Origin of the sequence: Pseudomonas entomophila, from assembly GCF_013523125.1 — a bacterium.
GTDB classification, from domain to species: Bacteria; Pseudomonadota; Gammaproteobacteria; order Pseudomonadales; family Pseudomonadaceae; genus Aquipseudomonas; species Aquipseudomonas entomophila_B.
Window position 1 is genome coordinate 76,248 of the sequence record NZ_JAAMQJ010000002.1, and the last position, 23,053, is coordinate 99,300.

Consider the following 23,053-nt stretch of genomic DNA (forward strand, 5'->3'; position numbering starts at 1 on the left):
TGCAGTGTACTTAGCCGAGCCGGGCAAACCAACGTCCGGCTTCGTTGCTGACGCGCCCTTCGAGCTCCAGCTCGGTCAGGCTGGCCAGAACCTCGGCGAGCGGCTGCCCACTGCTCAGCGCCAGGGCCTCGCTGGTCTGCGGCGCCGCGTGCAAGAGCGACAGCAGGGGATGGGCAGCGTCGCTCGGTGACGCTTCAGCTGCGGCGACGGGCACATGCTGCCAACCACGCAGGCTGTCGAGGATGTGCTCGACGCTTTCCACCAGCAAGGCACCATCACGGATCAGCTGATGACACCCCTTGGAACCGACGTGGTGGATCGAGCCAGGGATGGCATAGACCTCGCGCCCCTGTTCGGCTGCCAGGCGCGCGGTGATCAGCGAGCCACTGGCCAGGCTGGCCTCCACCACCAGGACGCCGAGCGAAAGACCGCTGATGATGCGGTTGCGCCGCGGGAAGTTCGCCGCCAGGGGGCCGGCGTCCAGGGGAAACTCGGACACCACGGCGCTGCCACCGTCGATCATGGCCTGCGCCAGGCTGCGGTGCCGCTGTGGATAAAGTTTTTGCAGACCGGTCCCCAGCACCCCGATCGTACGCCCGCCGGCCTTCATCGCCGCTTGATGCGCAGCGCCGTCGATACCCAGGGCGAGCCCGCTGGTCACGCAGAAACCCGCCTGTGCCAGGCACCGGGCGAACGCACTGGCGGTGTCCAAGGCAGGGGGCGAAGCGCGACGGCTGCCGATGATCGCCAACTGCGGTTGCTCCAGCAATGCAGGGTCTCCCGCCACGAACAACAACGGCGGTGGCGTATCGATCTCGGCCAACAAGACCGGGTAGCCGGGGCTGTCCCACATCAGCAAATGCTGGCCCGGACGCTCTAGCCAGGCCATGGCAGCCGCTGCTCCCTCGCGCACGGAGGGGCTGCGGCGTGCGTCGCTGGACGCCGCCGGCAAGCCCAGGGCGCGCCAGGCACCGGCCGGTGCGGTGAGTGCGGCCGAGGCATTGCCGAAAGCATGCATCAGGGTGTGGAAACGCCGGGGGCCGATCTCGGGCAGACGTTGCAGGCGCAAACGGGCTTCCAGTTCATCGGGTGGGCAGGGCGAGGTGACGAGGGTGGACATAGGGATCATCCTTGATCTGAGGCGCGTCATCCGAACTGAACAATCTGTGGATAACTCTGTTGATAATAGGCGCGCAACCTGTCCATCGATGGGAGCGACAAGGTGCCGTCCATACCCTAGCCGAGCTTTGCCAGGTGCCGAATGGCGCGATTCCCTTTATTATGTGTGTTCAGTTTTCAACCGAACGCACAGTACGTCACAGACTATGGCTATCTTGAACATCCTCGAATTCCCGGACCCGCGCCTGCGCACCCTCGCCAAACCGGTGAAGGAAGTCGACGACGCCTTGCGCCAGCTGATCGACGACATGTTTGAAACCATGTACGAAGCGCCTGGCATCGGCCTGGCCGCCACCCAGGTCGATGTTCACCTGCGTGTGGTGGTCATGGACCTGAGCGAGGATCGCAGCGAGCCGCGGGTGTTCATCAACCCCGAGGTCGAAGAGCTGACCCACGACATGGGCCAGTACCAGGAAGGGTGCCTGTCGGTACCGGGCTTCTACGAGAACGTCGATCGTCCGCTGCAGGTCAAGGTCAAGGCGCTCGATCGCGACGGCAAGCCCTATGAGCTGATCGCCGAAGGGCTGCTCGCGGTGTGCATCCAGCACGAGTGTGATCACCTCAACGGCAAGCTGTTCGTCGACTACCTGTCGCAGCTCAAGCGCGACCGGATCAAGAAGAAGCTGGAAAAGCAGCACCGCCAGCAGGCTTGATCCTTCCCATTTCAAAGGCTTGCTCCGGCAAGCCTTTTTCTTTTGCGAGCGAGAACACCCATGCGCATCGTCTTTGCAGGCACCCCTGAGTTTGCCGCCGAACACCTCAAGGCCCTGCTCGACAGCCCCCATGACGTGGTGGCTGTGTACACCCAGCCCGACCGTCCTGCCGGCCGCGGCCAGAAGCTCATGCCCAGCCCGGTCAAGCAACTGGCCGCGCTGCACGGCATTCCCGTTCTGCAACCACCAACCCTGCGCGCGCCCGAGGCTCAGGCCGAGCTGGCTGCGCTGGCGCCGGACCTGATGGTGGTGGTCGCCTACGGCCTGATCCTGCCCCAGGCCGTGCTGGACATCCCGCGTCTGGGGTGCATCAACAGCCATGCCTCGCTGCTGCCACGCTGGCGCGGCGCCGCGCCGATCCAGCGCGCGGTGCAGGCCGGCGATGCCGAAAGTGGGGTGACCGTGATGCGCATGGAGGCCGGGCTGGACACCGGGCCCATGCTGCTCAAGGTCAGCACGCCGATCAGTGGTCAGGACACCGGCGGCAGCTTGCACGATCGGCTGGCGAGTCTGGGTCCTGCTGCCGTACTGCAAGCCGTCGCCGGGTTGGAAGACGGCTCGCTGACCGGAGAGGTCCAGGACGATACCCTGGCGACCTATGCGCACAAGCTGAACAAGGACGAGGCGCGCCTGGACTGGACACGCCCGGCCGTCGAGCTGGAGCGCCTGGTGCGCGCCTTCAACCCATGGCCGATCTGCCACAGCACGCTGGAGGGCGCCGCGATCAAGGTCCTGAGTGCCGAGTTATCCACAGCGCAGGGTCAGCCGGGTGAAATCCTGTCGGCCAGCAAGGACGGCCTGGTGGTCGCCTGCGGCGAACGATCCTTGCGCCTGACGCGTGTGCAGTTGCCCGGCGGCAAGGCCTTGAGCTTCGCCGATGTGTTCAACAGCCGCCGTGAGCAGTTCGCCCACGGCAAGGTGTTCGGCCAATGAACCCGCGGCTGGCCGCCGCCCGGGCCCTGGCTGCCGTCCTCAGCGGCAAGGCCTCCCTGAACAGCGCCTTGCCTGCGCAACTGGACAAGGTCGAAGAGCGCGACCGTGGCCTGACCCAGGACCTGGCCTTCGGCACCGCACGCTGGCAGCCCCGCCTGGACCTGCTGGCGACGCAGCTGCTGCAGAAACCCTTCAAGAGCGCCGACAGCGACGTGCATGCCTTGCTGCTGGTGGGACTCTACCAGTTGCTTTACACCCGCATCCCGGCCCATGCGGCGATCGGCGAGACGGTCGGGTGCGCCGACAAGCTCAAGAAGCCATGGGCCAAAGGGCTGCTCAACGCCGTCCTGCGCCGTGCGCAGCGCGAGGGCGACGCCTTGCTGAGCGGGCTGGAACGCGACCCCGTGGTGCGCACTGCCCACCCGCGCTGGCTGCAAAAGGCATTCAAGGCGTTCTGGCCAGCAGACTGGGAAGCACTGTGCGCTGCCAACAACGCTCACCCGCCGATGATCCTGCGGGTCAACCGCCGCCATCACACGCGCGACGCCTACCTGGCCCTGCTGGCAGAGGCCGGCCTGCAGGCCAGTGCCTGTACCTACAGCCGTGATGGCATCGTGTTGGCCGAGGCCTGTGACGTGCGCACGCTGCCGGGCTTTGCCGAGGGCTGGATCAGCGTGCAGGACGAAGCCGCGCAACTGGCGGCGGACCTGCTCGACCTGGCCCCCGGCCAGCGGGTGCTCGATGCCTGCTGCGCCCCCGGTGGCAAGACGTGTCACCTGCTCGAGGCACAGCCCGGCCTGGCCGGCGTGGTGGCCGTCGACCTGGAAGCCAAGCGCCTGGTCCGGGTGCGCGAGAACCTCGATCGCCTGGGCCTGGACGCTCAGCTGATCGCCTGCGATGCCCGGGAAACCGCCAGCTGGTGGGACGGCGTGCCATTCCAGCGGATCCTGCTCGATGCGCCCTGCTCGGCGACCGGCGTCATTCGGCGTCATCCGGACATCAAGCTGACCCGACAGGCCGAAGACATTCCCGCCCTGGCCGCGCTGCAGGGCGAGCTGCTCGATGCGCTCTGGCCGACCCTGGAGGTCGGTGGCATGCTGCTCTACGCCACGTGCTCGAGTCTGCCAACCGAGAACACCGAGGTCATCGAGGCCTTCCTCGCGCGCACGCCTGGCGCCCGCGAGCTGGACCTGGCGACCGACGCCGGCCTGCGTCAGCCCCATGGCCGGCAGCTGCTGCCCCAGCAGGGCGGTCACGATGGGTTCTACTATGCCAAGCTGATCAAGATCGCCGCATCACGCGAACCGAACCACTGACAGGATTTCCCGGATGAAGATCATCATCCTCGGCGCCGGCCAGGTAGGCGGCACACTCGCCGAACACCTGGCCAGCGAGGCCAACGACATCACCGTCGTCGACACCGACGGCGAACGCCTGCGCGACCTGGGCGACCGCCTGGACATCCGCACCGTGCAGGGCCGAGGGTCGTTGCCGACGGTGCTGCGCCAGGCCGGCGCCGACGATGCCGACATGCTGGTGGCAGTCACCAACAGCGACGAGACCAACATGGTCGCCTGCCAGGTCGCCTACACCCTGTTCCACACGCCGACCAAGATTGCCCGGGTGCGGGAATCGTCGTACCTGACGCGCAAGGAGCTGTTCGACAACGAGGCCATTCCGGTCGACGTGCTGATCAGCCCCGAGCAGGTGGTGACCAACTACATTCGCCGCCTGATCGAGCATCCGGGCGCGCTGCAGGTGATCGACTTCGCCAAGGGCAAGGCGCAACTGGTGGCGGTCAAGGCCTACTACGGCGGCCCGCTGGTGGGTCAGCAATTGCGCCAGATCCGCGCGCACATGCCCAACGTGGACACCCGAGTCGCGGCGATCTTCCGTCGCGACCGACCGATCAAGCCCCAGGGCGACACGGTCATCGAAGCGGACGACGAGGTGTTCTTCATCGCCGCGCGCCATGACATCCGGGCGGTGATGGGCGAGCTGCGACGGCTGGACGAGACCAACAAGCGGGTGGTGATCGCCGGCGGTGGGCAGATCGGCGAGCGCCTGGCCGAAGCCATCGAAAGCCGTTACCAGGTCAAGATCATCGAAAAGAACCTGGCCCGCTGCCGCCAGCTGTCCGACAACCTGGAGAGCACCGTGGTGCTGCAAGGCAGTGCCTCGGACCGGGACCTGATGGTGGAGGAGGGCATTGCCCAGGCCGACATCTTCCTGGCGCTGACCAACGACGACGAGGCCAACATCATGTCCTCGCTGCTCGCCAAGCGCCTGGGCACGCGCCGGGTCATGGCGCTGATCAACAACCCGGCCTACGTTGACCTGGTGCAGGGCGGCGAGATCGATATCGCCATCAGCCCACAGTTGGCGACCATCGGCACGCTGCTGGCGCATGTTCGCCGCGGCGACATCGTCAGCGTGCACTCGCTGCGCCGGGGCGCAGCCGAAGCCATCGAGGCGATCGCTCATGGTGACACGCGTTCGAGCAAGGTGGTCGGCAAGGCCATCGCCGACATCCAGCTTCCCGAAGGCACGACCATCGGCGCGATCATTCGCCATGACCAGGTGCTCATCGCCCACGGCGATACCGTCATCGAGACGGGTGACCATGTGATCCTGTTCGTTGTGGATAAGAAATACATCCGCGATGTGGAAAAGTTATTCCACGTCGGCTTGAGCTTTTTCTAGGAGGCAGCATGCGCGAATCGCTGGAAAAGATGCTGGCCAAGGGTGTGGATAACCCGCTGCTGCGGTTCGGCCTCGGCAAGGCCTGGCTGGATGAAGGCAACGCGAGCGAGGCCGTCCAGCACCTGAGCCGCTGCGTTGCCCTCGACCCGACGTATTCGGCAGCCTGGAAGTTGTTGGGCAAGGCCTGTCAGGCCATGGGAGACCTGGCAGGCGCCCGTCAGGCATGGGACAGCGGCCTGGCGGCGGCCCAACGAAAGGGCGACAAACAGGCCGAGAAGGAGATGACGGTATTCCTGCGCAAGCTCGACAAGACAGAAAAGGGCATGACGCCGGACAAGAACGACGCGTCGTCTTGAAGACGCATCGATTCAGCCTTCGCTCACCGACCGCGAAACCTGCCGCTCAACTCAATACCACCGTGCCTCGCCTGCCGGCCGTTTCTTGAAGCGCTTCATGCTCCACATGTACTGGCTGGGGTAGGCGCGTACATAGCGCTCCACCACCTGGCTCATCGCCGCCGCCGAGGTCTCGGTGTCGGTGCTGTACATGGCCTCCGGGGCCGCCTCGAGGATGACCTTGAAGCCTGAGCCGTCCGGCAGACGCAGCGCATGCAGGAACACCCCGACCGCCTTGCCGCCGGCCAGCATGTTCGGCACGAACTTGCTGGTCAGCGCCTGGGTGCCCAGGAAGGGCACGAACACGCCCGCCGACTCGGCCGGCTCCGGATCGGCCGGGATACCGACCTGCCCGCCACGGCGCACTTCCTTGATGACGCTGAGGATGCCCTCCTTGGTCGAAGGCGCCACACGGTTGCCCATCTGCACGCGCTGCTCGCGCAGCAGGTCGTCGACCGCCTTGAGCTTGGGGGGGCGGTAGAAGATGATCGGTTTGCACTGGTCGCAGTAGAAGTGGTTGAGCACTTCCCAGTTACCCAGGTGGCTGGTGATGCCGACTACGCCCTTGCCGGAGGCCAGGGCTTGCTGAAGCACTTCCAGGCCTTGCACCTCGCGGACCAGCGCCAACGAGCGGTGCGCCGGCCAGATCCAGGCGCAGGCGCTTTCGGTGAAGGACTTGCCGATGTCCATCAAGGCGCGCCCGGCCAGTTGCTCGCGCGCCTCGGGCGTCATCTCGGGAAAGCACTTGGCCAGGTTGATGCGCACCACGTTGCGCGAACCGTTGGGCAGCTTCCACATCAGCCAGCCGATGCCGGCGCCCACCTTCTGCACGCCGCCCCAGGGCAGCTTGGCGAACAGCCGCAGCATCCCCACCATCAGGGCGCCTTTGAACTTTTCCACAGGCCGACTCCTTATTGATCCAAGGGAGGCATTGTAACGCCTGCCGTGGCCAGCGCGGCGTAGCGATCGCAATCGACGGTGTGGTCCATGACCATGCCGGTCGCCTGCATGAAGGCGTAGCAGATGGTCGGCCCGACGAAGGTGAAGCCGGCCTTGCGCAAGGCCTTGCTCATGGCCTCGGCCTCGGCGGTGATGGCCGGCACTTCGCTGCGGTCGCGGAAATGATTGATTCGCGGCACACCGCCGACGAACGACCACAGCCACTCGGCCGGATGCTCCAGCGCCAGCCAGGCACGCGCGTTCTGTCGGACCGCCCGCAGCTTGAGCCGGTTGCGGATGATGCCGGGGTCGAGCATCAGCGCCTCGATCCGTTCGTCGCTCAACCGGGACAGGCGTACCGGGTCGAATCCGTCGAGCACCTGGCGATAGCGTTCACGCTTGCGCAGCACCGTCAGCCATGACAGACCGGCCTGGAAACCCTCGAGCAGCAGCCTCTCGAACAGCTGTGCCGGGTCGTGCGTGGGCTGGCCCCATTCATGGTCGTGGTAGGCCTGGTACTGCGGGTCGTCGGTGCACCAAAAGCAGCGCGGCATAAGGCTCCAAGGGTAGAGGGAAGAGCGAATCGGGGTATACTCCCGCTCTTTACATCCGCATCCCTCGATACAGGTGAATTTCGTGAGCCAGCCTACGCCAGCCGTGCGTACCTTCCAAGACCTGATCCTCGCCCTGCAGCAGTACTGGGCCGAGCAAGGTTGTGTGGTGCTTCAGCCCTACGATATGGAAGTAGGCGCCGGCACCTTTCACACCGCCACCTTCCTGCGTGCCGTAGGCCCGGAGAGCTGGAACGCTGCCTACGTGCAGCCCAGCCGTCGTCCGGCCGATGGCCGTTACGGTGAGAACCCCAACCGCCTGCAGCACTACTACCAGTTCCAGGTCGTGCTCAAGCCCAACCCGGCCAACTTCCAGGAGCTGTACCTGGGGTCGCTCAAGGCCATAGGTCTGGACCCGCTGGTGCACGACGTGCGCTTCGTCGAGGACAACTGGGAATCGCCGACGCTGGGCGCCTGGGGCCTGGGCTGGGAGATCTGGCTCAACGGCATGGAAGTCACGCAGTTCACCTACTTCCAGCAGGCTGGCGGTATCGAGTGCTACCCGGTGACCGGTGAGATCACCTACGGTCTCGAGCGTCTGGCCATGTACCTGCAAGGGGTGGATTCGGTGTACGACCTGGTCTGGGCCGACGGTCCGTTCGGCAAGGTCACCTACGGCGACGTGTTCCACCAGAACGAAGTGGAGCAGTCGACCTACAACTTCGAACACGCCAACGTCGAGAAGCTGTTCGAGCTGTTCGACTTCTACGAAAGCGAAGCGAATCGCCTGATCAAGCTCGACTTGCCGCTGCCGACCTACGAAATGGTCCTGAAGGCCTCGCACACCTTCAACCTGCTCGATGCTCGTCGCGCCATCTCGGTGACCGAGCGTCAGCGCTACATCCTGCGCGTGCGCACCCTGGCCCGCGACGTGGCCCACAGCTACCTGCAAGCCCGCGCACGCCTGGGCTTCCCGATGGCGACCCCTGAACTGCGTGACGAAGCGTTGGCTAAGCTGGAGGCGGCACAATGAGTGCACACGATTTTCTGGTCGAACTGGGCACCGAAGAGCTGCCTCCCAAGGCGCTGTACAGCCTGGGCGATGCCTTCCTGGCCGGTATCGAGAAAGGCCTGCAGGCCGCCGGCCTGAACTACACCGCCAAGCAGGTCTACGCCGCGCCGCGCCGCCTGGCCGTACTGATCAGCCAGCTCGACGTGCAGCAGCCTGACCGCAGCATCACCGTCGACGGTCCGCCCCTGCAGGCGGCCTTCGATGCCGAGGGCAATCCGACACAGGCCGCCCTGGGCTTTGCCAAGAAGTGCGGTGTCGAGCTGTCCGAGATCGACAAGAGCGGTCCGAAACTGCGTTTCTCCCAGCACATTCCCGGCAAGCCAAGCACCAGCCTGCTGCCGACCATCGTCGAGGACTCGCTCAACGACCTGCCGATCCCCAAGCGCATGCGTTGGGGCGCCGGTCGCGAAGAGTTCGTGCGCCCGACCCAATGGCTGGTGATGCTGCTGGGCGACCAGGTCGTCGACTGCACGTTGCTGGGTCAGACCGCTGGGCGCGAGTCCCGTGGCCACCGCTTCCACCACCCGGACGACGTCACCATCGCCTCGCCGGCCAGCTACCTCGAGACCCTGCGCCAGGCCTACGTGCTGGCGGACTTCGCCGAGCGTCGCGAGCTGATCGCCAAGCGCACCGCCGAACTGGCGTTGCAGCAGGAAGGCACCGCGATCGTGCCGCCCGCCTTGCTGGACGAGGTCACCGCGCTGGTGGAATGGCCGGTGCCGCTGGTGTGCTCGTTCGAGGAACGTTTCCTCGACGTACCCCAGGAAGCCCTGATCACCACCATGCAGGACAACCAGAAGTATTTCTGCCTGCTCGACAGCGAGGGCAAGCTGCTGCCGCGCTTCATCACCGTGGCCAACGTCGAAAGCCGCGATCCACGGCAGATCGTCGAAGGCAACGAGAAGGTCGTGCGTCCGCGCCTGACCGACGCCGAGTTCTTCTTCAACCAGGACAAGAAGCAGCCGTTGGAAACCTTCAACGAGCGCTTGAAGAACGTGGTCTTCCAGGCTCAGCTGGGCAGCGTCTACGACAAGGCCGAGCGGGTCTCGCGCCTGGCGGCCTTCATCGCGCCGCACCTGGGTGGCGACGCCCAGCGCGCGGCCCGTGCCGGCCTGCTGTCCAAGTGCGACCTGGCCACCGAGATGGTCGGCGAGTTCCCGGAGATGCAAGGCGTCGCCGGCTACTACTACGCGATCAACGACGGTGAGCCGGAAGACGTCGCACTGGCCCTGAACGAGCAGTACATGCCACGCGGCGCCGGCGCCGAGCTGCCCCAGACCCTCACGGGCGCGGCGGTGGCCATCGCCGACAAGCTCGATACCCTGGTGGGCATCTTCGGTATCGGCATGCTGCCCACCGGCAGCAAGGACCCCTATGCCCTGCGCCGTGCCGCCCTGGGCGTGCTGCGCATCCTGATCGACAAACAGCTGGATCTGGACCTGACCGATGCCGTGAGCTTCGCCGTCGCCCAGTATGGCAGCAAGGTCAAGGAAGCGGGCCTGACCGACCAGGTGCTGGAGTTCATCTTCGACCGCCTGCGCGCGCGTTACGAAGACGAAGGCGTCGATGTCGCCACCTACCTGTCGGTACGGGCACTCAAGCCGGGTTCGGCCCTGGACTTCGACCAGCGTATCCAGGCCGTCCAGGCCTTCCGTCAACTGCCCGAAGCCGATGCCCTGGCGGCGGTGAACAAGCGCGTCTCGAACCTGCTGGGCAAAGCCGAGGGTGCCATCGCGGCCCAGGTCGAGCCGAAGTACTTCGACAACGCCAACGAGTTCTCGCTGTACTCGGCCATCCAGCAGGCCGATCAAGCCGTGCAACCCATGGCCGCCGCGCGCCAGTACAAGGAATCGCTGGCACGTCTGGCCGCCTTGCGCGAACCGGTGGATGCGTTCTTCGAGGCGGTGATGGTCAATGCCGAAGACCCCAACGTGCGTGCCAACCGTTACGCCCTGCTCAGCCGCCTGCGCGGTCTGTTCCTGGGCGTGGCCGACATCTCGCTGCTGGGGTAAGCCGTGAAGCTGCTGATACTCGACCGTGATGGCGTGATCAACCAGGACTCCGACGCCTACATCAAGTCGTTGGACGAGTGGATTCCCATTCCTGGATCGATCGAGGCCATCGCGCGGTTGAGTCGGGCGGGCTGGACGGTGGCCGTGGCCACCAACCAGTCCGGTCTGGCACGCGGTTACTATCCGCTGGCCACCCTGGAGGCCATGCATGCGCGCCTGCATGCGCTGGTGGCCGAGGCAGGGGGCGAGGTCGGGTTGATCGTGCATTGCCCCCATGGCCCGGACGACGGATGCGCCTGTCGCAAGCCGAAACCGGGCATGCTGCACACCATCGCGGCGCACTACCAGGCCGACCTGGCAGGTGTGTGGTTCGTCGGCGACAGCGCGGGCGACCTGGACGCTGCCCGGGCCGTCGGTGCGCAGCCGGTGCTGGTCACCACGGGCAAAGGGTGCAAGACCCTGGCCAAGGGCGTGCCGCAAGGCACGTTGATATTCGACGATCTGGCAGCGGTTGCCGGAGCACTCATTCCGTAGCACGTCGCTTGGCGTGCTTTTCTTGAGCGGGCATGTCCCGCAACGGTATCTGTCACTATGTCCATCGTGCGGGCGACCAGAATCCTTCTCTTTTACCTGCTGCTGGGGACCAGTTCCCTGCTGTGGTGCTCGCTGAGCTTCTTCATCGCACCTTTCCTGCCGTTCCGTCAGCGCTACCGCTTCATCAACGTCTACTGGTGCCGCTTTGCGGTCCTGCTGGCACGGCTGATCCTGGGCATCCGCTACCGGGTGACGGGCGAGGCGAACATTCCCCAGACGCCGTGCGTGATCCTGTCCAATCACCAGAGCACCTGGGAGACCTTCTTCCTGTCGGCCTACTTCCAGCCCTTGAGCCAGGTGCTCAAGCGCGAACTGCTGTACGTGCCGTTCTTCGGCTGGGCGATGGCCATGCTGCGCCCGATCGCGATCGATCGGAACAACCCCAAGCAGGCCTTGCGCCAGGTCGCCAGCAAGGGCGACGAGCTGCTCAAGCAGGGCGTCTGGGTGCTGATCTTCCCGGAAGGCACGCGCGTACCCTATGGACAGATCGGCAAGTTCTCGCGCGGTGGCACGGCCCTGGCGGTCAACGCCGGCCTGCCGATCCTGCCGATCGCGCACAACGCCGGGAAGTTCTGGCCACGTGAAGGGTGGGGCAAGCGCCCCGGTGTCATCGATGTGGTCATCGGCGAACCCATGTACGCCACAGGGACCGGACCACGTGCCGTCGCCGAGCTGAACGACCGCGCAACAGCCTGGAACCAGGCGACCCAGGAGGCACTGGGTTCGATCGAGGCAGACGCCAGCCCGGTGGTGGCGGACAGCGCCAATCCATTGGCTTGACGGATTGTGGATAACGTGTGTGCAAGTTTTGGATTAATGCTCGAAAATACACGCAACCTACTGATTTGAATAGCTATTTTTGTGTATGACGTTTTGCTGAAAATCGTGCATAAGTTTTCAGCTGGCAATGAAAAGGGCCGTCAGGTCAGCGGTTTGGATGGCAGTCTGAAGACATTGCCACGTCACGCTGGCCACGGCCCTTTGTCGTCGACCACGTTCAGGATGAATGTCCCTGCTCATCCCGCTCCGCGCCCCTCACGCCAGTGGCCTCCTCAGACCTTGTCGATGTCCACGTCGCGCGTTTCCTTCAAACAGAACAACCCGACCACCAGGCTCACGCCGGTGATCAGCACCGGATACCAGAGCCCATAGAAGATATCTCCGGTGTACACCACCAGCGCGAAGGATACCGTGGGCAGGAAACCGCCGAACCAGCCGTTGCCGATGTGGTAGGGCAGGGACATCGAGGTGTAGCGGATGCGGGTAGGGAACAATTCGACCATGACGGCCGCCAGCGGCCCGTAGGTCATCGTGGCGATCAGGATCATGGCGACGATCAGCACCACGACCATGGTTTCGTTCACCTGGCCCGGGTCTGCCTTGGCAGGGTAGCCGGCCGCCTCGACCGCCTGGCGCATGGCCTGCTCGTCGAAGCCGGTGATCGATCGGTCACCGATGCTGACCACCACCTCGGCCCCCTGGGTCGACTGTGACGAATACGGCAGGCCTTGCTTGACCAGGAACGTCTTGACCTTGTCGCAGGGGCTGTCGAAGCGTGCCTTGCCGACCGGGTCGAACTGGAAGGTACAGCCACTCGGGTCGGCGGTAACGACGATGGGCGCTTGGCGACTGGCTGCGTCGATCTGCGGGTTGGCGTAGTGGCTCAAGCCCTTGAACAGGGGGAAGTAGAGCACCGTCGCCAGCAACAGGCCCAGCATCAGGATGGGCTTGCGCCCGATGCGGTCGGACAACCAGCCGAAGAACACGAAGAACGGCGCGGCGATGATCACGCTGATGATCAGCAGCGTGGTGGCCTGGGCTGCATCCACCTTCAACATCTGGGTCAGGAAAAACAGCACGTAGAACTGGGCCGTGTAGAACGTCACGGCCTGGCCGGCGTTGATGCTGAACAGCGCCGTCAGCACGACCTTGAGGTTGGGCCAGGCGGTGAAGGACTCACGAATGGGCGAGGTGCTGAGCTTGCCTTCGGCCTTCATGCGCACGAATGCCGGCGACTCTTCCATGCTCATGCGGATCCAGGTAGAGATCCCCAGCAGCACGATCGACAGCAGGAAGGGCAGGCGCCAGCCCCAGGTCTCGAACGCATCGCCACTGATGTAGCGGCTGCCCAGCACCACGATCAACGAAAGCAGCAGGCCCAGGGTGGCGGTGGACTGGATGAAGCCGGTGTGAAAGCCGCGCTTGCCGGGCGGCGCATGCTCCGCCACGTAGGTGGCCGCGCCGCCGTATTCCCCACCCAGGGCCAGGCCTTGCAGCATGCGCAGCAGGACCAGCAGGATCGGCGCGGCGATGCCGATGGTGGCGTAGGTCGGCAGCAGGCCGACGGCGAAGGTGGACAGGCCCATCAGCACGATGGTCACGAGGAAGGTGTACTTGCGCCCGATCATGTCGCCAAGCCGGCCGAACACCAGGGCACCGAAAGGCCGCACCAAGAAGCCCGCAGCGAACGCCATCAACGCGAGGATGAAAGCGGTGGTGTCGTTCACACCGGCGAAGAACTGCTTGCTGATCACTGCTGCCAGGGCGCCGTACAGGAAGAAGTCGTACCACTCGAAGACCGTCCCCAGGGACGAGGCGAAGATCACCTTTCGCTCTTCTCGCGGGGACACGCTGGCAGCGGCGGTGCCGTGCCCTTGGATGTAGTTCGGCATGGTCGTTATCCTCGGCCCTTGAGGCCACAGTGATTATTCTTGTTGTTCCACTGCAGACAGCCATCGACGTCTGGGCTGTCACCGACCGCGTCCGTCAGGACGTGGGTACGTGTGCGGCGTCCTCCAGGCGTAGCTCGACGGGCAGGGCGCGGATGAGACGTGCGGCCTTCTCGGCGATCATGAGGGTAGGGGTACAGGTATTGCCGGACACGATCGTCGGCATGATCGACGCATCGGCGACGCGCAGACCCGGTACACCACGCACGCGCAACTGGCTGTCGACCACGTCCAGGGTGCCCTGGCCCATGCGGCAGGTGCCGACCGGGTGAAAGATGGTGGTGCCGATCCGACGCGCGGCCTCGTGAAGCGCCTCGGTGCTCTGCAACGAGGCCCCCGGCAGGTATTCCTGAGGGTCGAAGGACGCCAGGGCCGGCGCGGCGACGATCCGCCGCGTCAGGCGAATGGCCTCGGCAGCGACACGCAGGTCTTCTTCTTCGGCCAGGTAATTGGGATCGATCAGTGGCGCTTCGTCCATGTTCGCCGAGCGGATGTCGACCCGGCCACGGCTGACGGGGCGCAGGTTGCAGACCGAGGCCGTGAACGCCGGGAAGCGGTGCAATGGCTCGCCGAAGCGCTCCAGCGACAGCGGCTGCACATGGTATTGAAGATTGGGCGTGACCTGATCCGGGCCTGAGCGCACGAATGCGCCCAGCTGGCTGGGTGCCATGGCCATCGGCCCGCTGCGGTCGTACAGGTAGCGCAGCCCCATGCCCAGCTTGCCCCACGGGCTGTTGGCCATCTGGTTGAGGGTCCGCGCGTTGCGCACCTGGTAGACCAGGCGCAACTGCAGGTGGTCCTGCAGGTTGCCACCTACCCCCGGCAGCTCGTGACGCACGCCGATGCCCAACCCCTCGAGCAGGCCTCGGGGACCGATACCTGAGCGTTGCAGGATACCGGGCGATCCGACGGCGCCGGCGCACAGGATGATCTCGCGACGCGCTTCGAAGGTCTGCCAGCACCCCTGGTGCATCGCCTTGACCGCCTTGGACCGCGCCTGGTCGAGCAGCACCCGCTCGACTTGGACGTCGGTGAGCACGGTCAGGTTCGGGCGCTGCAGGATCGGCTTGATGAAGGCTTTCGACGCGTTCCAACGCACGCCTTTGCGCTGGTTCACCTGGAAGTAGCCGCTGCCCTGGTTGTCGCCGGTGTTGAAGTCGTCCACCTTCGCGATACCGGCCTGCTCGGCAGCGTTGCGAAACGCTTCGAGGATCGGCCATTGGTAACGCTGCGACTCCACGCGCCATTCGCCTTCGGCCCCATGGTGGTCGCTGGCGCCGCCAAAGTGGCGCTCGCATGCCATGAACAGCGGCAGTACGTCTTTCCACGACCAGCCCGGGTTGCCCTGTTCGGCCCAGCGGTCGTAGTCGGCGGCCTGCCCGCGCATGTAGATCATGCCGTTGATGGACGAACAGCCCCCCATTACGCGACCACGCGGATAGCCCAGGCTTCGCCCGCCCAAGCCCGGTTGCGGCTCGGTCTTGAAGCACCAGTCCGTGCGTGGGTTGCCGATGCAGTACAAGTAGCCGACGGGTACGTGGATCCAGGGATAGTTGTCGCGACCGCCTGCTTCGAGCAGCAGCACACGGCAGGAAGGGTCGGCGGACAGACGATTGGCCAGCAGGCAGCCGGCAGGACCTGCGCCTACCACGATATAGTCGAAGCGCGTATCGACGGGTGGCATGGGAACGACCTCGTGATCGTATGTTGTTCTTGTCGCGCTTAAGGTTAGTGTCTAATTTCGTCAACGAAGCGTGCGTTTTCGCGCACCAGCTGTGCGTTTTGGCACAGCACCGATGGCCGACCTCGGGAGAGAGCAGGGCGTGTTCGACTGGAACGATCTACGGTTTTTCCTCGAATTGCAGCGCAGTGGCCGCCTGTTGACGGCTGCCAAGCGCCTTGGAACCACCCACAGTACCGTGGCGCGCCACATCGAGACCATCGAGGGCAGTCTCGGCACGGCGTTGTTCGTGCAGCATGCCCAAGGCTACGAGCTGACGCCCGCCGGACATGCCCTGCTCAAGCACGCCGAGGCCATGGAAAACGTCGCGCTGCTGGCCCAGGAGGAGATCACCCAGAGCATTACTCCCCTGGGCAAGATTCGCCTGGGCGTGACCGAAGGGATCGGTATCCTGTTCTTCACGCCGCAGCTCAACGCACTGTTCTCACGCTACCCTGGGCTGGAGGTCGAGCTGGTCGCCGTGCCGCGCTTCGTCAGCATCCTCAACCGTGAGGCGGACATCAGCATTCACCTCGAGCGGCCCGACGCCGATGTGCTGATCACCCGCAAGCTGACCGACTACCGCCTGGCGCTGTATGCCAGCCGAGCCTATCTGGCAGGTGCACCGCCCATCCGCAGCCGTGACGATCTGGCTCAGCACGCATGGATTGGTTACGTGGACGATTTGTTGTTCAGCAAGGAACTGCTGTTCCTGAACAACTTCTGCCGACATCCCAGGGTCATGTTTCGCAGTACCAGCGTCATTGCACAGCAGCAGGCCGCGCGCGCGGGTCTGGGCATCGCCGTGCTGCCCAACTACATGGCCAGCCAGGATCCGGACCTGGTCAGGGTATTGCCGGGCGAAGCATTGCAACGCAGCTACTGGATCAGTACCCGTCGGGAATTGCACAAGTCGGTGCGGCTGAGGGTGGTGTGGGATTATCTGTTGGCGTTGTGCGCGCAGGAGCAGGCGATGCTGCTGGCGGACTGAGGGGAGGGGGAAGGCGGAAACGCCCTCGAACCCGTTCAGGTTCGAGGGCGTTTTCATGGGTCAGAAGTCCAGGTTGGACACCGCCAGGGCGTTACCTTCGATGAACTCACGACGCGGCTCGACCGCATCGCCCATCAAGGTGTTGAACAACTGGTCCGCGGCGATCGCATCTTCGATCGTCACTTTCAGCATGCGACGCACGTTCGGGTCCATGGTGGTTTCCCACAGCTGGTCCGGGTTCATCTCGCCAAGACCCTTGTAGCGCTGGATGGTGTAGCGCTTGGAGGTTTCGGTCATCAGCCAGTCCAGCGCTTCCTTGAACGCCTGGACCGCCTTCTTACGCTCGCCACGCTGTACGTAGGCGCCTTCGCCCAGCAGCGTCGACAGCTTGGCACCCAGGGCCACCACGGTACGGTAGTCGTTGCTGCCGAAGAAGTCGCGGTTGAAGGTGACGTAGCTGGCCAGGCCGTGAGAGGTGATCTCTACCTCGGGCAGCCAGACGTTGCGCTCTTTGTCTTCACGCAGCGCGGCCTTGTAGACGAGGCCCGATTTCTGGCTGCTGTTCAGGCGTGCCTGGAACTTCTCCATCCAGGCCTGCATGGCCGCATGATCGCCCAGTTGCTCGGACGGCACTTCCGGCAGGTAGATGAAGTGCTCGGTGATCTCTTCCGGATACAGGCGCGACAACCGCTTGAGCGTCTTCATCACGCTGCGGAATTCGTTCACCAGACGCTCCAGCTCCACACCCGAGACAGGCGGTGCGGCTTCGTCCAGGTGCAGGCTGGCATCTTCCAGGGCCGCCTGGGTCAGGTACTCTTCCTTGGCCTCGTCGTCCTTGAGGTACTGCTCCTGCTTGCCGCGCTTGATCTTGTAGAGCGGCGGCTGGGCGATGTAGATGTAGCCACGCTCCACCAGCTCCGGCAGTTGCCGGAAGAAGAACGTCAGCAGCAGGGTACGGATGTGCGAGCCGTCGACGTCAGCATCGGTCATGATGATGATGTTGTGATAACGCAACTTGTCGATGTTGTACTCTTCGCGCCCGATGCCGCAGCCCAGGGCCGTGATCAGCGTGCCAACCTCCTGAGACGAGATCATTTTGTCGAAGCGTGCCTTCTCGACGTTGAGGATCTTGCCCTTGAGCGGCAGGATGGCCTGGGTCTTGCGGTTGCGACCCTGCTTGGCCGAGCCACCTGCGGAGTCACCCTCCACCAGGTACAGTTCGGAAAGCGCCGGATCCTTTTCCTGGCAGTCCGCCAGTTTGCCCGGCAATCCGGCAATGTCCAAGGCGCCCTTGCGGCGGGTCATTTCTCGCGCCTTGCGCGCTGCTTCACGGGCACGCGCGGCATCGATCATCTTGCCGACGACGGCCTTGGCCTCGTTCGGGTTCTCCAGCAGGAAGTCGGAGAAGTACTTGTTCATCTCCTGTTCCACGGCCGTTTTCACTTCCGAGGAGACCAGCTTGTCCTTGGTCTGGGAGCTGAACTTGGGATCGGGCACCTTGACCGAGATGATCGCGGTCAAGCCTTCGCGGGCGTCGTCACCCGTGGTGGAGACCTTGTTCTTCTTGGCCAGGCCTTCCTGCTCGATGTAGTTGTTCAGGTTGCGCGTCAGGGCCGAGCGGAAGCCTACCAGGTGAGTGCCGCCGTCGCGCTGAGGGATGTTGTTGGTGAAGCACAACAGGTTCTCGTTGAAGCTGTCGTTCCACTGCAACGCCACCTCGACACCGACACCGTCGTCGCGCTGCACGTTGAAGTGAAAGACTTGCGCATTCACGGGTGTCTTGTTGGTGTTCAGGTATTCGACGAAGGCGCTCAAGCCGCCTTCGTACTTGAAGAACTCTTCCTTGCCGGAGCGCTCGTCCTTCAACAGGATGCCCACGCCCGAGTTCAGGAAGGACAGCTCCCGGATACGCTTGGCCAGAATGTCCCAGCTGAAGTGGATGTTCTTGAACGTCTCGGCAGAGGGGTGGAAGTGGATGTGCGTACCGGTGGTTTCGCTGTCACCCACGATCGCCATCGGTGCCTGCGGAACACCGTGGACGTACGTCTGCTCCCAGATCTTGCCGCTGCGACGCACGGTGAGGATGAGTTTCTCCGAGAGCGCATTGACCACGGAGACACCCACGCCATGCAGGCCGCCCGAGACCTTGTACGAGTTGTCATCGAACTTACCGCCGGCGTGCAGGACCGTCATGATGACTTCGGCGGCAGAAACGCCTTCTTCTTTGTGCACGTCGACCGGGATACCGCGACCGTTGTCACGTACGCTGATGGATTCGTCCGGATGAATGATGACGGTGATGTCATCGCAGTGGCCGGCCAGCGCTTCGTCGATCGAGTTGTCGAGGACTTCGAACACCATGTGGTGCAGGCCGCTGCCGTCATCGGTGTCGCCGATGTACATGCCGGGGCGCTTACGCACGGCATCCAGCCCTTTCAGCACCTTGATGCTGGAAGAGTCGTATGTTTGATTCTCGCTCATGCCTTCACTCCCGATGGTCGTGGGTCTGGGTGATACGGCCCTGTTCCACGTGGAACAGAGCGACAGGCGTATCCGTCTGCCAGCCGTCCCTCAGTAATTCTTCGTCTACACAGGTGATGAATACCTGGCAGTTCAGTTCTTCCAGCAAGCGGCACAATGCACCGCGATGGTCTTCGTCCAGTTCGGACGGCAGGTCGTCGACCAGGTAGATGCAGCGCCCTTGTCGAGCTTGATTGACCAGATGGCCCTGGGCGATGCGCAGGGCACAAACGACCAGCTTCTGCTGCCCGCGTGACAGGATGTCTGCTGCATTGTGAGCGCCCAGCCGCAGCCGTAGATCGGCTCGCTGCGGACCTGCCTGGGTGTGGCCTAACTGCTGGTCGCGGTGCAACGAGGTCGCCAGCACGGTCTGCAGGTCGCGGTCCTTGTCCCATCCGCGGTAGTAGCTCAGGGCCAGCCCTTTAAGGTCGAGCAACTGACTCAGCGTACGTTCGAAAACGGGTTTCAAGGCCATGATGTAGCTGCGTCGAAATTCGTCTATCTCTGCACTGGCCGAGCACAATTCCCGGTCCCAGGCCGCCTGCGAGGCGACGTCCAGTGTACCATGCCGGAGCCACGAATTCCGTTGCCTGAGCGCCTTCTGCAAGCGCTGCCATGTGGCCATGAAGCGCGGTTCCACGTGGAACACACCCCAATCCAGAAACTGTCGTCGGATCTTTGGAGCACCTTCCAGCAATCGGAAGCTGTCAGGGTTAATGAGCTGCAGCGGCAGGATCTCAGCCAGCTGGGCTGTCCCTCGGGCATTCTGCCCATCGATGCGGATCGAGAAGTCGCCTTGGCGCTCACGTGCGATCCCCAGATTGCTGGAGCCACCGTCCAGCAGGTCGACCTGGCCGAATACCGTGCAATTGGCCTGCTCGTGCTGAATGACCGGGTTGAGTCGTGTGCTCCGGAAGGAGCGCGCCAGGCCTAGCAAGTGGATGGCTTCCAGCACGCTGGTCTTGCCGCTGCCGTTGTCGCCGTAGAGGATGTTGATCCTGGGAGAGGGTTCGAAAGTCACCGGGTGCAGGTTGCGCACGCCGGTGACCGATACGCGTCGAAGGGACATGAACGGCGCGGTGCTTAGAGACGCATCGGCATTACGACATAGGAGGAATCGTCGTTTCCGGCTTCCTGGAGCAAGGCACTGCTGTTGGAGTCGGACAGGATCAGACGCACCTGGTCGGTGGTCATCACGCCCAGCACGTCCAACAAGTAGCTTACGTTGAACCCGATCTCCAGCGAGGCACCTTCGTAGTCGACGCTGATCTCTTCCTCGGCCTCTTCCTGCTCGGGGTTGTTGGCCTGGATCTTCAGTTGACCGTTGGCCAACTGCAAGCGGATGCCGCGATATTTCTCGTTGGACAGGATCGCCGTCCGGCTGAAGGCCTCGCGAAGCAGTTGACGGTCGCCCAGCACCAGTTTGTCACCACCCTTGGGCAGGACACGCTCATAGTCCGGGAACTTGCCATCGACCAGCTTGGACGTGAAGGTGAACTCACCCGTGGTCGCGCGGATGTGGTGCTGTCCCAACACGATGCTGACGGTGCCTTCCGGGTCGGTCAGCAGACGTGCCAGCTCGAGAATACCCTTGCGCGGTACGATGACCTGGTGCCGCTCGGTCTGTCCGACCGGCGCCTGCATGGCGCAGAGGGCCAGACGGTGCCCATCGGTGGCCACGGCACGCAGCGTGTCGGTGGACACTTCGAGCAGCATGCCATTGAGGTAGTAACGAACGTCCTGCTGGGCCATGGCGAAGCTGGTGCGTTCGATGAGGCGGCGCAGACGGCTCTGCTCAAGGGTGCAGGTCAGCGATCCCGGACCTTCCTCGACCGTCGGGAAATCGTTGGCCGGCAGCGTCGACAGCGTGAAGCGGCTGCGGCCTGCCTTGACCAGCAGTTTCTGCTCGTCGAGCCTGATGTCGATCAGCACATCGCTGGGCAGGCTCTTGCAGATGTCCATGAGCTTGCGCGCCGGGACGGTGATCTCGCCGGGCTCGGCGGGCTCTTCGAGCTGGACGCGGCCGATCAGCTCGACTTCGAGGTCGGTACCGGTCAACGACAGTTGCTGCCCCTGAACCACCAGCAGGACGTTGGAGAGCACCGGCAAGGTCTGACGGCGCTCGACGACGCCTGCGACCAGTTGCAGGGGTTTCAACAGGGCTTCGCGTTGAATGGTGAAATGCATGGTCTAGTCCTTGCCTTCAATAAGCTTCGCCGCCGCGGATCAAGTCGTCAGCGTACGCAGCAGGTTCTTGTAGTCCTCGCGAATGTCCGCGTCGGATTCTTTCAATTCGTTGATCTTGCGACAGGCGTGCAGCACGGTCGTGTGGTCGCGTCCGCCGAACATGTCGCCGATTTCCGGCAGGCTGTGGTTGGTCAGCTCCTTGGACAATGCCATCGCCACCTGGCGAGGACGGGCGACCGAACGGGAGCGACGCTTGGACAACAGATCGGAGATCTTGATCTTGTAGTACTCGGCGACGGTGCGCTGAATGTTATCCACACTCACCAGCTTGTCCTGCAAGGCCAGCAGGTCCTTCAACGACTCGCGGATCAACTCGATGGTGATGTCGCGGCCCATGAAGTGGGAGTGTGCGATCACCCGTTTCAAGGCACCTTCCAGCTCGCGTACGTTCGAGCGAATGCGCTGGGCGATGAAGAACGCAGCATCGTGCGGCAGGTCGACCTTGGCCTGGTCGGCCTTTTTCATCAGGATCGCGACGCGGGTCTCCAGCTCCGGCGGCTCCACGGCTACCGTCAGTCCCCAGCCAAAGCGCGACTTGAGACGCTCTTCGAGCCCTTCGATCTCCTTCGGATAACGGTCGCTGGTCAGAATGACCTGCTGGCCGCCCTCGAGCAGTGCATTGAAGGTGTGGAAGAACTCTTCCTGCGAGCGTTCCTTACGGGCGAAGAACTGGATGTCATCGATCAGCAAGGCATCGACGGAGCGATAGAAGCGCTTGAACTCGTTGATGGCGTTGAGCTGCAGCGCCTTGACCATGTCCGCGACGAAGCGCTCCGAATGCAGGTAGACGACCTTGGCATTGGGGTTCTTCTTCAACAGGTGATTGCCCACCGCATGCATCAGGTGCGTCTTGCCCAAGCCCACGCCGCCATACAGGAACAGCGGGTTATACCCATGCTTGGGGTTGTCCGCCACCTGCCAGGCCGCGGCTCGCGCCAACTGGTTGGACTTGCCTTCGACGAAGGTTTCGAAGGTGAAGGTGCGATTCAGGTAACTGGTGTGCTTGAGCGCACCTTCTACCTGGACCGTGCGTTGCTCGGCCCTGGCCGTGGCCTGTGCAGGCGCTGCCGGTGGCGTGTCGTCGACGGGGGCATAACGCTCCTGGCTGGCGACCGTTTCCGCAGACGGGGCCGGTTCCGAAGAAACCGCGGTAGCGGTCGTCGGTTCGCTGGCAGCTGGCACGCGAGGCGACTGCTGCGCCTGTGAGGCCGCCGTGGCAGCGTTGACGGGCGCATTGGGCGCGGCCCGTGGGGTGGAACTGCGGCGGCTGCCGATCAACAGCGACAACGAAGGTGCCATGCCGTTGCCATGCTCGCCCAGCAGCTCGAGCAGGCGGCCCAGGTACTTTTCATTGACCCAGTCGAGCACGAAGCGGTTGGGCGCATAGACCCGCAGCTCGGTGCCATCGGCTTCGATCTGTAGTGGACGGATCCAGGTGTTGAATTGCTGGGCAGGCAGTTCGTCGCGCAACAGCTCCACGCATTGCTGCCAAAGTTCCACTGACACGGAGTTCCCCTGAGTTGAAAGCCTGGTAGGCGAGTACAAGCGATCTATTGTACCGGGCACCGGACCGGTTATCCACATGGAGGGATCAAGCACACTAGGACAGTTTGGGCAAAATCTGACTGAAACGGCATTCAAGGACTGGGGATAAACCCTGTGGATAACGCGTCAGGAGGGCTATGCACAACCTTACCCTGAACCCTGTGTATAAATCATCTGTGGATATCCTGGCTGGTTATGCACAGGCTAATC

19 protein-coding genes are annotated in these 23,053 nt (G+C 63.8%); 10 read left to right on the forward strand and 9 right to left on the reverse strand.

Annotated elements, in window-relative coordinates; genetic code table 11:
• Nucleotides 1-10: 10 nt before the first annotated feature.
• On the reverse strand, nucleotides 11-1,120 hold the full coding sequence (gene dprA, locus G7007_RS01665; protein ID WP_181098748.1) for a DNA-processing protein DprA: 1,110 nt from the start codon (nucleotides 1,118-1,120) through the stop codon (nucleotides 11-13).
• Between the two features lie 205 nt (nucleotides 1,121-1,325).
• On the opposite strand from dprA, the gene def reads away from it, so the two are divergent.
• The 5 genes from def to G7007_RS01690 are packed head-to-tail and all read left to right on the forward strand — an operon-like array spanning nucleotide 1,326 to nucleotide 5,884.
• Nucleotides 1,326-1,832, forward strand: a complete 507-nt coding sequence (gene def / locus G7007_RS01670) for a peptide deformylase (protein WP_181098749.1) — start codon at nucleotides 1,326-1,328, stop codon at nucleotides 1,830-1,832.
• 60 nt (nucleotides 1,833-1,892) lie between these two features.
• On the forward strand, nucleotides 1,893-2,825 hold the full coding sequence (gene fmt, locus G7007_RS01675; RefSeq protein WP_181098750.1) for a methionyl-tRNA formyltransferase: 933 nt from the start codon (nucleotides 1,893-1,895) through the stop codon (nucleotides 2,823-2,825).
• Nucleotides 2,822-4,141, forward strand: coding sequence for a 16S rRNA (cytosine(967)-C(5))-methyltransferase RsmB (rsmB, locus tag G7007_RS01680; RefSeq protein ID WP_181098751.1), 1,320 nt, complete (start codon nucleotides 2,822-2,824; stop codon nucleotides 4,139-4,141). The genes fmt and rsmB overlap by 4 nt, the downstream gene beginning before the upstream one ends.
• A gap of 13 nt (nucleotides 4,142-4,154) precedes the next feature.
• Nucleotides 4,155-5,528 carry a Trk system potassium transporter TrkA gene (gene trkA, locus G7007_RS01685; protein WP_181098752.1) on the forward strand — a complete coding sequence of 458 codons (1,374 nt, stop codon included), beginning with the start codon at nucleotides 4,155-4,157 and terminating at the stop codon, nucleotides 5,526-5,528.
• A gap of 8 nt (nucleotides 5,529-5,536) precedes the next feature.
• A complete protein-coding gene (locus G7007_RS01690; protein WP_181098753.1) occupies nucleotides 5,537-5,884 on the forward strand; it encodes a tetratricopeptide repeat protein in 348 nt (115 codons plus the stop codon).
• Nucleotides 5,885-5,935: 51 nt separating this feature from the next.
• Here G7007_RS01690 and G7007_RS01695 read toward each other — a convergent pair whose 3' ends face one another.
• Both G7007_RS01695 and G7007_RS01700 read right to left on the reverse strand, forming a co-directional pair.
• Nucleotides 5,936-6,823 (reverse strand): lysophospholipid acyltransferase, encoded by an 888-nt coding sequence (locus G7007_RS01695; protein ID WP_181098754.1) that lies wholly within the window; start codon nucleotides 6,821-6,823, stop codon nucleotides 5,936-5,938.
• A gap of 11 nt (nucleotides 6,824-6,834) precedes the next feature.
• The gene (locus G7007_RS01700) at nucleotides 6,835-7,416 is read right to left on the reverse strand and encodes a DNA-3-methyladenine glycosylase I (RefSeq protein ID WP_181098755.1); all 582 of its coding nucleotides are present in this window, start codon (nucleotides 7,414-7,416) and stop codon (nucleotides 6,835-6,837) included.
• A gap of 82 nt (nucleotides 7,417-7,498) precedes the next feature.
• Here G7007_RS01700 and glyQ point away from each other — a divergent pair, with 82 nt between their 5' ends.
• Genes glyQ through G7007_RS01720 form a run of 4 tightly spaced genes read left to right on the forward strand, consistent with a single transcriptional unit; the run spans nucleotide 7,499 to nucleotide 11,871 of the window.
• Nucleotides 7,499-8,446 (forward strand): glycine--tRNA ligase subunit alpha, encoded by a 948-nt coding sequence (glyQ, locus tag G7007_RS01705; protein WP_181098756.1) that lies wholly within the window; start codon nucleotides 7,499-7,501, stop codon nucleotides 8,444-8,446.
• The gene (gene glyS, locus G7007_RS01710; protein WP_181098757.1) at nucleotides 8,443-10,497 is read left to right on the forward strand and encodes a glycine--tRNA ligase subunit beta; all 2,055 of its coding nucleotides are present in this window, start codon (nucleotides 8,443-8,445) and stop codon (nucleotides 10,495-10,497) included. Before glyQ ends, glyS begins: the two co-directional genes overlap by 4 nt.
• A gap of 3 nt (nucleotides 10,498-10,500) precedes the next feature.
• Complete coding sequence (gene gmhB, locus G7007_RS01715; RefSeq protein WP_181098758.1) at nucleotides 10,501-11,031, forward strand: D-glycero-beta-D-manno-heptose 1,7-bisphosphate 7-phosphatase; 531 nt, start codon at nucleotides 10,501-10,503, stop codon at nucleotides 11,029-11,031.
• A 57-nt stretch (nucleotides 11,032-11,088) separates the two neighbouring features.
• Nucleotides 11,089-11,871, forward strand: a complete 783-nt coding sequence (locus G7007_RS01720; protein ID WP_181098759.1) for a lysophospholipid acyltransferase family protein — start codon at nucleotides 11,089-11,091, stop codon at nucleotides 11,869-11,871.
• 272 nt (nucleotides 11,872-12,143) lie between these two features.
• Here G7007_RS01720 and G7007_RS01725 read toward each other — a convergent pair whose 3' ends face one another.
• Both G7007_RS01725 and G7007_RS01730 read right to left on the reverse strand, forming a co-directional pair.
• Nucleotides 12,144-13,763 carry an MFS transporter gene (locus G7007_RS01725; protein WP_181098760.1) on the reverse strand — a complete coding sequence of 540 codons (1,620 nt, stop codon included), beginning with the start codon at nucleotides 13,761-13,763 and terminating at the stop codon, nucleotides 12,144-12,146.
• A 94-nt stretch (nucleotides 13,764-13,857) separates the two neighbouring features.
• Entirely contained in the window at nucleotides 13,858-15,504 is a 1,647-nt protein-coding gene (locus G7007_RS01730; RefSeq protein WP_181098761.1) for a GMC family oxidoreductase, read from the reverse strand.
• Nucleotides 15,505-15,643: 139 nt separating this feature from the next.
• On the opposite strand from G7007_RS01730, the gene G7007_RS01735 reads away from it, so the two are divergent.
• Nucleotides 15,644-16,531, forward strand: a complete 888-nt coding sequence (locus G7007_RS01735; protein ID WP_181098762.1) for a LysR family transcriptional regulator — start codon at nucleotides 15,644-15,646, stop codon at nucleotides 16,529-16,531.
• 60 nt (nucleotides 16,532-16,591) lie between these two features.
• On the opposite strand, the gene gyrB is transcribed toward G7007_RS01735, so the two are convergent.
• Genes gyrB through dnaA form a run of 4 tightly spaced genes read right to left on the reverse strand, consistent with a single transcriptional unit; the run spans nucleotide 16,592 to nucleotide 22,804 of the window.
• Nucleotides 16,592-19,012, reverse strand: coding sequence for a DNA topoisomerase (ATP-hydrolyzing) subunit B (gyrB, locus tag G7007_RS01740; RefSeq protein WP_181098763.1), 2,421 nt, complete (start codon nucleotides 19,010-19,012; stop codon nucleotides 16,592-16,594).
• Between the two features lie 4 nt (nucleotides 19,013-19,016).
• A complete protein-coding gene (gene recF, locus G7007_RS01745; protein ID WP_181098764.1) occupies nucleotides 19,017-20,120 on the reverse strand; it encodes a DNA replication/repair protein RecF in 1,104 nt (367 codons plus the stop codon).
• 14 nt (nucleotides 20,121-20,134) lie between these two features.
• Nucleotides 20,135-21,238: a DNA polymerase III subunit beta gene (dnaN, locus tag G7007_RS01750; protein WP_181098765.1), complete on the reverse strand. Its 1,104-nt coding sequence runs from the start codon at nucleotides 21,236-21,238 to the stop codon at nucleotides 20,135-20,137.
• 39 nt (nucleotides 21,239-21,277) lie between these two features.
• Nucleotides 21,278-22,804: a chromosomal replication initiator protein DnaA gene (gene dnaA, locus G7007_RS01755; RefSeq protein ID WP_181098766.1), complete on the reverse strand. Its 1,527-nt coding sequence runs from the start codon at nucleotides 22,802-22,804 to the stop codon at nucleotides 21,278-21,280.
• Nucleotides 22,805-23,053 lie beyond the last annotated feature (249 nt).